Annotated in this window: 12 protein-coding genes and 1 pseudogene; 3 read left to right on the forward strand and 10 right to left on the reverse strand. The window is 64.3% G+C overall.

Annotation, left to right across the window (positions count from 1 at the left end):
- Positions 1-105 precede the first annotated feature (105 nt).
- On the forward strand, positions 106-603 hold the full coding sequence (locus tag ACOJB8_RS29085; RefSeq protein ID WP_406953641.1) for a GAF domain-containing protein: 498 nt from the start codon (positions 106-108) through the stop codon (positions 601-603).
- A gap of 41 nt (positions 604-644) precedes the next feature.
- Here ACOJB8_RS29085 and ACOJB8_RS29090 read toward each other — a convergent pair whose 3' ends face one another.
- The 9 genes from ACOJB8_RS29090 to msuE all read right to left on the reverse strand — a co-directional run bounded on the left by ACOJB8_RS29090 (position 645) and on the right by msuE (position 9,541).
- On the reverse strand, positions 645-1,556 hold the full coding sequence (locus ACOJB8_RS29090) for a LysR family transcriptional regulator (RefSeq protein ID WP_475015707.1): 912 nt from the start codon (positions 1,554-1,556) through the stop codon (positions 645-647).
- 150 nt (positions 1,557-1,706) lie between these two features.
- Positions 1,707-2,627, reverse strand: a complete 921-nt coding sequence (locus tag ACOJB8_RS29095) for an aldo/keto reductase family oxidoreductase (RefSeq protein WP_475015683.1) — start codon at positions 2,625-2,627, stop codon at positions 1,707-1,709.
- Positions 2,628-2,802: 175 nt separating this feature from the next.
- Positions 2,803-3,603, reverse strand: a complete 801-nt coding sequence (locus tag ACOJB8_RS29100) for an ABC transporter ATP-binding protein (protein ID WP_475015685.1) — start codon at positions 3,601-3,603, stop codon at positions 2,803-2,805.
- 1 nt (position 3,604) lies between these two features.
- Positions 3,605-4,969 (reverse strand): ABC transporter substrate-binding protein, encoded by a 1,365-nt coding sequence (locus ACOJB8_RS29105; protein ID WP_475015687.1) that lies wholly within the window; start codon positions 4,967-4,969, stop codon positions 3,605-3,607.
- A 55-nt stretch (positions 4,970-5,024) separates the two neighbouring features.
- Positions 5,025-6,059 (reverse strand): branched-chain amino acid ABC transporter permease, encoded by a 1,035-nt coding sequence (locus ACOJB8_RS29110; RefSeq protein ID WP_475015689.1) that lies wholly within the window; start codon positions 6,057-6,059, stop codon positions 5,025-5,027.
- A gap of 10 nt (positions 6,060-6,069) precedes the next feature.
- Entirely contained in the window at positions 6,070-6,951 is an 882-nt protein-coding gene (locus ACOJB8_RS29115) for a branched-chain amino acid ABC transporter permease (protein WP_475015691.1), read from the reverse strand.
- Between the two features lie 11 nt (positions 6,952-6,962).
- Entirely contained in the window at positions 6,963-7,742 is a 780-nt protein-coding gene (locus tag ACOJB8_RS29120) for an ABC transporter ATP-binding protein (RefSeq protein WP_475015693.1), read from the reverse strand.
- A gap of 99 nt (positions 7,743-7,841) precedes the next feature.
- Positions 7,842-8,945: a dimethylsulfone monooxygenase SfnG gene (gene sfnG / locus ACOJB8_RS29125; protein ID WP_475015695.1), complete on the reverse strand. Its 1,104-nt coding sequence runs from the start codon at positions 8,943-8,945 to the stop codon at positions 7,842-7,844.
- Positions 8,946-8,971: 26 nt separating this feature from the next.
- Complete coding sequence (msuE, locus tag ACOJB8_RS29130) at positions 8,972-9,541, reverse strand: FMN reductase (protein ID WP_368605990.1); 570 nt, start codon at positions 9,539-9,541, stop codon at positions 8,972-8,974.
- 436 nt (positions 9,542-9,977) lie between these two features.
- On the opposite strand from msuE, the gene ACOJB8_RS29135 reads away from it, so the two are divergent.
- Both ACOJB8_RS29135 and ACOJB8_RS29140 read left to right on the forward strand, forming a co-directional pair.
- On the forward strand, positions 9,978-11,204 hold the full coding sequence (locus tag ACOJB8_RS29135; protein ID WP_475015697.1) for an acyl-CoA dehydrogenase family protein: 1,227 nt from the start codon (positions 9,978-9,980) through the stop codon (positions 11,202-11,204).
- Positions 11,201-12,307 (forward strand): sigma-54 interaction domain-containing protein, encoded by a 1,107-nt coding sequence (locus ACOJB8_RS29140; RefSeq protein WP_069268640.1) that lies wholly within the window; start codon positions 11,201-11,203, stop codon positions 12,305-12,307. The genes ACOJB8_RS29135 and ACOJB8_RS29140 overlap by 4 nt, the downstream gene beginning before the upstream one ends.
- A gap of 36 nt (positions 12,308-12,343) precedes the next feature.
- Here the strand turns inward: ACOJB8_RS29140 and ACOJB8_RS29145 are convergent.
- Positions 12,344-12,799, reverse strand: a pseudogene (locus tag ACOJB8_RS29145) (acyl-CoA dehydrogenase family protein); the annotation flags it as partial.

Raw genomic sequence — 12,799 nt, forward strand, 5'->3', positions numbered from 1 at the left:
ATTCAGCGCCCGCCGATTTCCTGCCGATAGCCGATCTCGCCTAGAATCTCGTTTGGCTCCACCGCGCCTTTCGCTGGAACGGCGCATATCCAGATCGACCGACTTATGTTCTCGCTTTCCGACACCCTTCCCTCCGACAAACCCGCCCTCTACGAATCGCTGGCTGCGCAGGCGCGCTCGCTGATCGAAGGCGAATCCGACGTCATCGCGAACGCCGCGAACTTCGCTTCGCTCGTGTTTCATTCGCTCGAGGGCCTGAACTGGGCGGGCTTTTACTCGTTCGACGGCACCGAGCTCGTGGTCGGTCCGTTCCAGGGCAAACCGGCGTGCGTGCGCATTCCCCTGGGCAAGGGGGTATGCGGCACGGCGGCGGCCACACGGCAAACGCAAGTGGTGCCCGATGTGCACGCGTTCGCGGGCCACATTGCGTGCGATTCGGCTTCGCAGTCGGAAATCGTCGTGCCCCTCGTCACGCCGGACGGCGAGCTGATCGGCGTATGGGACGTGGACAGTCCGCATCTCGCGCGCTTCGACGAAGAGGACGCGAAAGGCATGGAGTTGCTGTGCCGCACGTTCATCGAATACGGCATGAAGCGTCGCTGAGCGCTGTTGTTACGCCCTTATACTGGGCGCTCGACGCGTACTCAGGATGCCGAATCGTCTGACGCATTCGCCTTGACGAAGTCGACGAACGCGCGCAGCGGCGCCGGCAGGTGCCGCCGCCCAGGGTAGTAGAGAAACGGCCCCGGAAACGACACATCCCAGTCGTCGAGCAGGCGCACGAGCGCGCCGCTGCGGATATGCGGCAGCAACATCTCTTCGAACAGATACACGATGCCGACGCCGTCGAGCGCCATGTTGATCAGCAGGTCGAGCGCGGCGCCAGGACGCACGACGAGCACCGTGGGCGGGTCGAGGCGCAGCACTTCGCCGTCCCGCTCGAAATGCCAGAGCGGCATCGCGCCGCCCGCAAACTGCACGCGCAGGCAAGCGTGGTCGAGCAGTTCACGTGGATGTTCAGGCCGCCCCCGCGCCGCGAGATACGCGGGAGAAGCGACCGTCGCGAAGCGCTCCACGCGCGGACCGATGGGAATCGCGATCATGTCCTGCTCCAGCCGCTCGTCGTAGCGAATACCGGCGTCGCAGCCGATCTGCAGCACGTCGACGAAGCCGTCCTCCACCACCACCTCGACGCGGATCTCGGGATACTCGCGTTGGAACGGCGTGAGCACGCCCGGCAGGATGGTGCGCGCCGCGCTCGCGGGCACGTTGAGCTTGAGCGTGCCCGCCGGCTTTTCGCGGTAGCCGTTGAGCACGTCGAGCGCCGCTTCCATCTCGCTGAAAAGCGGCGTGATCGATTCGAGCAGACGCTGCCCCGCCTCTGTCGGCGCGACGCTGCGCGTGGTGCGGTTCAACAGGCGCAGCCCGAGCTTCGCCTCCAGCCTGCGCACCGCGGCACTCAGGCTCGACGCCGAAACGCCGCCCACGCGCGCCGCGTCGCGAAAGCCGCCCGCACGCGCCACCGAAACGAAAGCGGCCAGATCGTTCATTTCCATCGGCATGGTTCACCCCGCACTGTTCGATTTCCCGCACAGCCTATTCTGATCAGATGGGATTATCGGACAATTCGAACGCGCCCATACATACAACGTTCCCGGCTACAGGCCACGCCGTAGACATTCTCCTGTGCGCCTGCGGCGATCGATTCATGCGATTGTTTTCTGCCCTTTACCAATCGCGTCCAGTTGCGCCAGCAACTCACCGGAGAGCTCAAGCGTCTGCGCTGTCATGTTCTCGCGTAGATGCGCCAGTGACGATGTCCCCGGAATCAAAAGAATATTTGGCGACCGGTGCAGAAGCCACGCTAGCGCAACGGCCATCGGCGTGGCCTCGAGCGTTCTTGCGATGTCTGACAGCGCTGAGGACTGAATCGGCGTGAAACCGCCCAGCGGGAAGAACGGCACATAGGCGATACCGCGTGCCGCCAGCGCATCGATCAACCCATCGTCGTCGCGGTGCACCAGGTTGTAGTGGTTCTGGACACAGACTATCGGTGCGATCTTTTCTGCATCGTCGATCTGCTTCGCTGTCGCGTTGGAGATGCCGATGTGGCGCACGAGCCCGCGCTCGCGCAGTGCGGCGAGCGCGTTCATTTCCCGTTCGACGGAGCCTTCGGCGGGCTTGTGGACGTCGCCCATGATGCGCAGATTGACCACGTCGAGCGTGTCGAGCCCCAGATTGCGCAGATTGTCGTGCACGGCGCGCTCGATGTCGGAGGGCTCCAGCGCGGGCAGCCAGGCGCCCGTGCCGTCGCGCACCGCGCCCACCTTGGTGACGATCGTGAGATCGTCGGCATAGGGATGGAGCGCCTCGCGGATGATCTGGTTCGTCACGTGCGGGCCATAGAAGTCGCTCGTGTCGAGATGGTTTACGCCGAGTGCGAGCGCCTCGCGCAGCACAGCCACGGCAGCCGCGCGGTCCTTCGGCGGGCCGAATACGCCGGGGCCGGCAAGCTGCATGGCCCCGTAGCCCACACGGTTGACGGTGCGGCCGGCGAATGGGAACGTGCGCGCGGGTTGTGCGCGTTGTTTGGTCTGGGCGGGGGAATGGTTGGACGGCTGCGGCATGTCGTGCTCCTCGTGAACGGATGGCGCCAGTATGGGCGCTGCCGCGCTGTTCGATAATTCCCTCAGGTTCGCACGGGGTGTTCGAAATTTTGCACAATAAGATGACGGGCTATGGGAATTGAACGACACCCGAGCCGGGTACTTCTACGTTTCCACACCATCGCTTGGGCACATATCAGCCAGTCAAAGCCTGTCTCGCGCGCCCGGAGCGGCGCGCAATGTAATCGACCGCTGCGCCGCCAAGGTATGCGTCGTGCAGCACGTCGAGGCGCGCGAGCTCGGCTGCCGATCCGTGTGCAACCACGCGACCGCCTTCGAGTACATAGCCATGCTTTGCATAACGCAGCGCCATCGTCGCGTTCTGCTCCGCGAGCAGAAAACTGACCCCCTCGTCGCGGTTGAGCGCCGCGACAATCTCGAAAATTTCCTCGACGACCATCGGCGCAAGCCCCATTGAAGGCTCGTCGAGCAGCACGAGCGAAGGACGCGCCATCAACGCACGGCCGATCGCCACCATCTGCTGCTCGCCACCCGACGTCAATCCCGCCAGCGACTGGCGCTTGACCTTCAGACGCGGAAAGATCCCGTAGATCCGCTCGAGATGGGCCGCGATCTCAGCCCGTCGCGGCCGCCTGGCGAACGATCCGATCCGCAGGTTTTCCTCGACTGACAGGTGCGCAAAGCAGCGCCGCCCTTCAAGCACCTGGACAAGCCCGCGCTCGACCAGTGTCCACGGCTCGACGCGCGCGACATCGTCGCCGCGATAGACGATGCGACCGCCCGTCAGTTCGCCGCGCTCCGCGCGTACGAGGTTCGAGATCGCCCTGAGCGTGGTCGTCTTGCCCGCGCCGTTGCCGCCGAGCAGCGCGACGATCTCGCCCTCGGGCACCGCCAGCGACACCCCGCGCAAGGCGGGGATGATCTGGCTATAGGTCACGGCGATCTCGTCGACCTGCAGGATCGGAGTGCTCGTCATGTTAGAGGTCCTTGCTGCAATCGCGTGGCGTAATGCCCTTTTCCTTCGCGTACGACAGCGCAGACTTCTCGATGATCGGACGTAGCAGCTCGCGGTCCGCCTGCACCCAGTTGCTGATCACGTTCCATTTCCGGCCGTCCCATTGCTGGAAGCGCACGGCACCGCCGCCTTCGTGGTCCGCGCAGGTCAATTTGAGCGGCTGCACGAGGCCGAGTGCGCCGAGTTGCTTGAGGCGCGCATCGTCCAGATCCAGATGCTCGAAGCCCCAGCGCACCTGCTCGCCCGTGAGCGGCTTGTTGCCGAACTTGCGCTGCGCAACGCGCACCGCCTCGACGTTGAGAATACCGTTCACCACGCCCAGGTTGTAGTAGACGGTGCCAAAGCGCGCCGGGTCCTTGAGGTTGCCGTTGCCGGGCTTCACCACGTACTGGTTGATCGCCTGCAGCACCGGGTAGTCCGTGCCCGAGGGGTGCGTCGTGATCGAGATGAAGCCCTTGGCCGCATCACCTGCGGGACGCACGTCTTCCTCGGAGTTGCTCCAGATGTTGCCGATGATGTGATCGACCGGATAGCCGACCTTCTGCGCGGTCTTGATCGCTACTGGATTCATCACACCCCAGCCGCGCAGGATCACCCAGTCGGGATTGATCTGGTGAATCTTCAGCCACTGCGAGCCCTGTTCGTTGCCAGGATGCGGCACTTCGATCTGGGTCACGTCGAAGCCATATTTCTTCGCGAGCAGATCGACCACAGGAATCGTTTCGCGGCCGTACGGCGAACCATGATATAGCACGACAATCTTCTTGCCCTTGAGCGCGGCGAGACCGCCCGAGCGCTGCCCGATGTAGTTGACGATCGCGGAGACCTCGCTGTACGGATTCAGCTGCAGCGGGAACACATAGGGAAACACTGCGCCGTCAGTCGAATCGGTGCGGCCATGGTTGATCGTGATGAGCGGGATCTTGTCGGCCGTCGAACGGTCGAGCGTCGCGTAAGCGATACCGACCGACAACGGGTTCGTGGCCGCGGTCGGCGCACCGTCGGGGCCGCCGCTCTTCAGGCGCTCATAGCATTCGACGCCCTTCTCCACCACGTACTCGGTCTCGCACTCCTTCCACACGAGCTTGACGCCGTTCACGCCCCCGTCGCGCGCGTTGATCAACTGCAGATAGTCGATGAAGCCGCCGAAGAAGCCGCTGCCACCGGCTGCGTAGGGGCCGACCCGGTAGCTTTGCAGCGGAAAATACTCCTCACCCGCCGCATGCACCTGAGGCAACGCGCCAACGGTGAGCGCAAGCGCGGCCACGAAAGCCGAGGACCACTGTCGCCACCTGGCGCAAGAGGGACGAATATCATTAGTTCGCATAACAAAATATTCCTTGAACGATAAAAGAAAAAATAAGGCGGGGGAGATTAACGGCTCAAGATTGCTTCGGCCGACGTTGACGGACGATCTGCACGAGTCTCGCGAGGCCTTCCGGTTCCTTGATCAGAAAGACGATGATCAGCGTACCGAAGACGATCTTCTGCAGGTTCTGCACCTGGTCTGCGCCGATGCCCGCGTGGGCCAGCGCGCCAGCCGCGTTCGAAAGCAGGATCGGCAGTAAAACGATGAAGGCGGCGCCCAGAAAGTTGCCCGAGATGCTGCTCATGCCGCCAATGATGATGATGAACAGCACCTGGAACGAAAGATTCAGGTTGAAGCCGTCCGGTTCGATCGTGCCGAGATACGCGAATGCCCACAGCGCGCCGGCGATGCCGAGCACGAAGGAACTCAGCGCGAAGGCCAGCAGCTTGCTGCGCCCCACCGGGATGCCGATCACACGCGCGGCGGCTTCCATGTCGCGTACAGCCATCCAGCGCCGGCCAAGTTCGCTGCGCACGAGGCTCGCGCCGAATGCGAACAGCAAGGTCGCGACGCCGAGCACGAACAGGTAGCGCGACACCGGCGTGTCGATGCGCCAGTGACCGATCGCGAGCTGCGGCGCGCTCAACACGCCGGACGTGTCGTAGTTCGAGAACCACCCCACGCGCGTGAACAGCCAGACCACGAAGAACTGGGCGGCCAGCGTCGAGACGATCAGGTAGAAGCCCTTGATACGCAGGCTCGGCAGTCCGAACAGCACGCCGGCCGCGGCGCTGACCAGGCCGCCGAGCAGCAGGTCGACCGGCAGCGGCAGCGCAGGCACACGTACGAGCAGGTTGTAGGTCGCATAGGCGCCGATCGACATGAACGCGGCCGAACCGAGCGACAACTGCCCCGCATAGCCGGTCAGGAAGTTCAGTCCGAGTCCGGCCACGGACAGGATCAGAAACGGCACGAGGATCGCGTTCAGCCAGTAGTCGTTCGCCGCGAGCGGCACGCCGGCAAACGCGACGAGCGCGCCCGCAAGCGGCACCGCCAGCCGGCGCAGGTTCAGCCGGCGCGGTTCGGCGAGGGGACGGGTCAATTCCATCAAGGTTGCCTCAAATGCGCTCGACGGCCGCCTCGCCGAACAGGCCGGACGGGCGCGCGAGCAGGAACAGCATTGCAAGCAGATAGGGGAACCAGTTCTCGATGCCGTCGCCGATCACGCTCCCGACATAAACCTCGGCCAGCTTCTCCGTTGCGCCGACCAGCAGCCCGCCGACGATCGCGCCGCCGATCGACGAGAAGCCGCCGATGATCAGCACCGGCAGAGCCTTGAGCACGACGAGCGAGAGCGAGAACTGCACGCCGAGCCGCGCGCCCCAGAGCAGACCCGCAACGAGGCTGACGAAGCCAGCCAGTGCCCAGACGATGGCCCAGACGCGCGGCAGCCGCACGCCGACCGCGAAGGCGGCGAGCGGATCGTCGGCCACGGCCCGCAGCGACAGGCCAAAACGCGAGCGCTTCGCGAGCTGCGACAGCGCAAGCACCAGCACGCCCGCCGTGGCGGCCGCGAACAGGTCGAAGCGGCTCACCATTACGCCTCCCAGATGCAGCGGCCGGTCGTCGATGCCGAGATCGAGCCCGTGCACCTGCGCGCCCCAGAACAGCTGCGCCGCGCCTTCGAGAATCAGGCTCAGACCGAGGGTGGCCATGAACAGCACGATCGGCGCGCGGTTGACCAGCGGGCGCAGCACGAAGCGGCCGGTTGCGATCGCGATCAGTACGAGCGCGGCGAGCGTCGCCCCGAACGACAGCCACGGGTTCCAGCCGCGCTCAACGAGGCTCACGTAAGTCAGTGCACCGAACAGCACGAGCGAGCCCTGCGCGAAGTTGAAGATGCCCGACGCCTTATAGATCAGCACGAAGCCGATCGCGACCAGCGAATACATCACGCCGGCGAGCAGTCCGCCTGCCAGCACCTCGAAAAAGAATTGCATTGCGCACCCTCTCAATGACGTGTGCCGAGATAGGCCGCCAGCACATCCGGGTTCGTGCGGACTTCGTTGGGCCTGCCGTCGGCAATCTTTTTTCCGTAGTCGAGCACGACCACGTGATCGGACAAGCCCATCACCACGCCGATGTCGTGCTCGATCAGCACGACCGTGACGCCCAGATGCTCGTTGGCATCGAGCACGTACCCGGCCATCGCGTGCTTCTCCTCGGTATTCATGCCGGCCATGGGCTCGTCGAGCAGCAGCAGGCGTGGTTCGGCAGCGAGCGCACGCGCCAGTTCGACCCGCTTCTGTAACCCGTAGGACAGGGTGCCCACCACGCTGTCGCGCCACGGCTGCAGATCCAGTGCTTCGATCACGCGCTCAGCGCGCTCGCGCTGCAAGGCTTCATCCCGTGCGGCACGGCCAACGTGCAGTGTCTGCTCGAGCCATGTACTACGGCGATGCAGGTTGCGCCCGGCCAGCACGTTGTCGAACACGTTCATGCGCCGGAACAGCGCGAGGTTCTGGAACGTGCGTGCGATGCCGCGATGCGCGGCGTCGTGCGCGTCCATGCGCCGGTAAGCACGGCCGTCGAAGCGCAGCGTGCCATGCAGCGGACGATAGACGCCGTTGATCACGTTCAGCAGCGAACTCTTGCCCGCGCCGTTCGGGCCGATCAACGCACAGATCTCGCCTGCCGCCACTTCGAAACTGATATCGGTAATGGCCTTGACGCCCCCGAACGACACGGAAATGCCGTCGAGCGCGAGCAGGGCCGTCGAGGCTTGCGTCATGCTGATTCACCCCTTGGGGTGCCGTTTCCCAGTTGTGTTCTTCTGTTTCGTGCGGGCGGGTCTGCTCGCGCGCCCGGCCCCGCCCCGCCGCCGCTTGCGTCAGGCGGCCTGCTTTTCGCGCTGCGCCTCGAGCTCGCGCACGAGCGGCAGCACCTTCTGGCCGAAATACTCGACTTCCTCGATGAAATGCAGGAAGCCGGTCAGCACCAGGTCGACCCCGATCGACTTCAGTTCGACGATACGTTCGGCGATCTGCTGCGGCGTGCCGATCAGGTTCGTGCGGAAGCCGTCGTTGTACTGAACGAGATCCTCGAAGGTCGACTTGGCCCAGTTGCCCTCGCCTTCCGGCGACGCCTTGCCCGCCTCCTTGACCGCATCGCCGAACGCGTGCACCGCCTCGACGTGCGCATGCCTGATGATGTCGTCGAGCACGGCCTTCGCTTCCTCTTCGGTATCGCGCGCGATCACGAAGGCATTGACGCCGATACGCACCTGGTGATTGTTCTGCGCCGCCTTCGCACGGATATCGTCGATCTGGGCCTTGAGATTCTCGGGCGTGTTGCCGTTCGTGAAATACCAATCCGATACGCTCGCCGCGTTGTCGCGCGCCGCGCGCGAGCTGCCGCCCTGGAAAATCTCGGGATGGGGCTTCTGCACCGGCTTCGGACTCAAGGTGTAGTTGTTGAAGCGGTAGAAGTCGCCCTTGAACGTGAAGTTGTCCTCGGTCCAGATGCCCTTGAGCGCGCGGATGAACTCGTTCGAGCGGCGGTAACGCTCGTCGTGCTCGAGCCACGGTTCACCGATCGCGGTGAACTCGCCCTTGAACCAGCCGCTCACGACGTTGATCGCGATGCGGCCGTTCGAGATGTGGTCGATGGTGGCGATCTGCTTGGCGACCACTGCCGGATGCCACGGACCAGGAAGGATCGCTGCGAGCACCTTGAGCTTGGTGGTCGACTGCAGCAGCGCCTGGCTAAACGAGACCGACTCGTGCTGATACTCCGCGCCGTAGCCGGCCGTGAAGCGAATCTGGCTCAGAGCATATTCAAAGCCCGCACGCTCGGCGGTCTGCGCAAGACGCTGGTTGTACTCGAGGCTCCAGTCGGTGCGCTGCTCGATCGTGCTGACGACAAGGCCGCCGCTCACGTTGGGCACCCAGTAGGCGAACTTGACGGCATCTGTGGTTTGGGAAGTCTGGCTCATTGAAGATTCCTTGAATGACTTTGGATTCAGACGGCGAGCGCCGCAGTAACGTTTTCCGCACGCGCACCGACGTACGGTGCCGCACGCTCGACAGCGAGTGCGATACGAGCGCGCAACGCGTCGCTTGCGACCTCGTAGCGATCGAAATCGCTTTCGGAGGCGTAGACGCCGATCGGCAGCGTGTGCGCCTGGAAGAAGCTGAAGAGCGGCCGCAACTGGTGATCGATCACGAGCGCATGACGCTCGCTGCCGCCCGTGGCGGCCAGCAGCACCGGAACATCGATCAGCGCCTCGTGGTGCACGAGATCGAACAGATGCTTGAAGAGGCCGGTATAGGAGGCGCGATACACCGGACTTGCCGCAATCACGAGGTCGGCTGTCTCGATCGCCCGGATGTGTTCTTCGATATCCGCCGGCACCTGCGCACGCGTGAGCGCACCGGAGAGCCGTCCGGCGATCTCGCCGAGATCGATCACGCGGATTTCGACAGGCAGCGCGGCTTCCAGCGCGGACAGCAGCGACTGCACCAGCGCCAGCGTGCGCGACGGCCGCTGCAAGCTGCCCGACACGGCCACGATCTTGTGTTTCTTGCTCATGAGGATTCCTTCGTGAAGCGGGACGTGCCTGATCGGTCCCGTCATGAGCTAAAGGCAAGGACTGTGCCAAATCGCGCGAACTGGCCAATTACAGCTGAACGGCTGACATAGCAGCAGTTTTCGTCATCGAGCGGCTTACCAGAAGGGGAAATGCACCTGATAAGCACATCCCGGCAGCACTCGGATCGATATGCCGACATGTGATGACGCACCGGCAACAGCGCTGCTTCTTCGTTGCTTCCCACGCAGCAGCACTGGTTCGTCACATGAATGAAAGTACTTAAGACGCATGGGTTCGCGTCTCGATGCTGCTAGCGCAGCAGCCTGATTAGGTTATGAGAAATCCTTGCTTCTCTCGAGTGCCAAAACCTTGAACACTGTGCTGATCCTGCAGCACGCATGCGCGTGCAGTGCTGCTTCACCCGATCACACTGCAATGGCATCCACTTCCCTATCGTTGCCGCTGGCCGACGCGCCGGAGGACATCCGGCCCATCCCGCAGGTCGAATCGCCATTGAGCGTCGCCCGGCGTCTTGCTGAACGCTTTGCGCGGACCGCAGCTGAGCGCGACGCGCGCGGCGGCACACCGAAGGCGGAACGCGACGCGCTGCGTGCGAGCGGCCTGCTCGCACTGAGCATCCCTGCGGTACATGGCGGCCTCGGTGCGGACTGGCGCACGACTCTCGACGTCGTGCGCGTGCTCGCGTGCGCCGACAGTTCACTCGCGCACGTGTTCGGATTCCATCACCTGATGCTGGCCACGGCCCGCCTGTTCGGCTCGCGGGAGCAATGGCAGGCGCTGTTCGAACAGACCTCGCGGCACCGGTGGTTCTGGGGCAATGCGCTCAATCCGCTCGACGAACGCACACTTGCGCATCCGCGCGGAGCGTGGCTCGAATTCAGCGGGCAAAAGAGCTTCTGCTCGGGCGCGCTCGACTCGGAAATGCTGATCGTCTCCGCGCGCCACGCCGAAACGCGTGCGTTTCTCGTAGCCGCCGTGCCAACCCAGCGAAGCGGCATCGCGATTGCAGACGACTGGAATAATTTCGGCCAACGCCAGACCGACAGCGGTTCGGTGACGTTCGAACGGGTCCGTGTCGAGCATCACGAGATCCTTTCGGACCCAGGACCGCTCTCGTCGCCGTTTGCATGTCTGAGGCCACTCATTGCGCAACTGATCCTGACGAACATCTATCTCGGCATTGGCGAGGCCGCGTTCGAGGACGCCCGTCACTACACCCTGAACGAAGCACGGCCCTGGCCCGCCGCGAAGGTCGCGAGCACCGGCGAGGACCCGTACATCCTGAGCCAGTACGGCGAGTTCTGGCTCGGACTGGAATCCGCCCGCGCGCTCGCGGACCGGGCCGCTGCAGGACTGGACAAGGCATGGTCGCGCGACACCGGCCTCACGGCGACCGAACGCGGCGAGGTGGCGCTGGCCATTGCCAGCGCGAAGGTCGTGGCCGCACAAACAGGCCTCGACATCTGTACGCGCATGTTCGATGTCGCCGGCGCCCGCGCGACCCATGGAGAGCTTCGGCTCGACCGCCACTGGCGCAACCTGCGCACCCATACGCTACACGATCCGCTCGCCTACAAGATCCGCGAGATCGGCGAATGGGCGCTCAACCGAACCTATCCTACGCCGAGCTTCTACTCATGAACCAACCGCTCTCCCACGCATGGCCCGATGATGCCGAAGCCAACGGCGATGTTTCTGTCCTCACGCTGCCGCACAGGCATTCGCTGACCACCTCGATCCGTGCACGCGCGCAGGTCTTCGTCGATCCCCGCTCGATCGAACTGCTTGAGCGGATCCAGCTGGTCGCGCCCAGCGACGCAAATATCCTGATCATCGGCGAGACCGGCACGGGCAAGGAACTGATCGCGCGCCACGTCCACAGCCTGAGCGGGCGGCGCGACAAGCCGTTTGTCGCGGTCAACTGCGGCGCGTTTTCTGAAACGCTGGTCGAAAGCGAGCTGTTCGGGCACGAGAAAGGCGCCTTCACCGGCGCGTTCAACGCCAAGCCGGGCTGGTTCGAGGCGGCCAACGGCGGCACGCTCTTCCTCGACGAGATCGGCGACCTGCCGCTGTCGATGCAGGTCAAGCTGCTGCGTGTGCTGCAGGAGCGCGAGGTCGTGCGGCTTGGTTCCCGGCGCGGTATTCCGATCGACGTGCGCGTGGTGGCGGCGACGAATGTTCACCTGCAGCACGCGGTGGCGGCCGGGCATTTCCGCAGCGACCTGTTCTACCGACTCAACGTCGTACAGCTCGCCATTCCGACGCTGCGCGAGCGCACCGGCGACATCCTTCCGCTCGCCCGCTACTTCATCGAGGACTACCGCGGCCGGCTCGGTTACGGGCCAGGCACGATCTCGCCGCGCGCCGAACAGAAGCTGCTCGCGTACAGCTGGCCGGGCAACATTCGCGAGCTTGAGAACGTGATTCATCACGCCCTGCTCGTGAGCCGCCACGACACCCTTCAGGACGGTGACCTGCACCTGTTCTCGTCGGGCATCACGGCCCCGGCTGGTGCGAGCGTGAGTGCGCCGAGCGGCCCGCACTACGCACTCGAATCGGCGTTGCTCGAACTGTTCAACGGCGAGCACGAGAATCTTTTCGAGCAGATCGAGGATATGGTCATGCGCACGGCGTTCGAGTACAGCCACCGCAACCAGATTCAGGCGGCGAAACTTCTCGGCATCAGCCGCAACGTGCTGCGCGCGCGGCTGATCAGGACGAAGGAAATCGCGGCCATCAAATAGCGGCGCCGTCCGCGAGACGGCACCGCACGTTCGTACTCAGGCCGCCTTCTGCCCCTTCGCGGGACCGGCTCCGATCGCCCAAACGTACGGCGGCTCGGTGCCGTTGATTTCGCGATCTCCCACAATGCGCTCCTTGAAGACGATCGGATTGTGCGAGGCCGCCGTGCGGGCGTTGCGCCAGTGGCGGTCGAGCCGCTTCTGCTCGCTCGTGCCCGATGCGCCGAGCGCGTTGAACAGCAGCGTGGTCGCGCGCAGCACGAGATCGGCAATCGCGCTCTGGCCGCGTGCGGAATCCAGTTCGGCATCGACGTTCGCCTCGTGCTCGGCCTGCTCATCGCCCCCGAAACGCGCCTCATACGCGCGTTGCGAAGCCTGCGCCGCGCGCACGGCTGTGGCCTCGGCCGCGAACACGAGCGACGAGACCTGGCCCACGACCTGCTGGACCTGCGGATCTTGCGCGAACGAAGGCGCATTGCCATGACTAAAGATGCG

Source organism: Paraburkholderia sp. BR10141 (genome assembly GCF_056155635.1).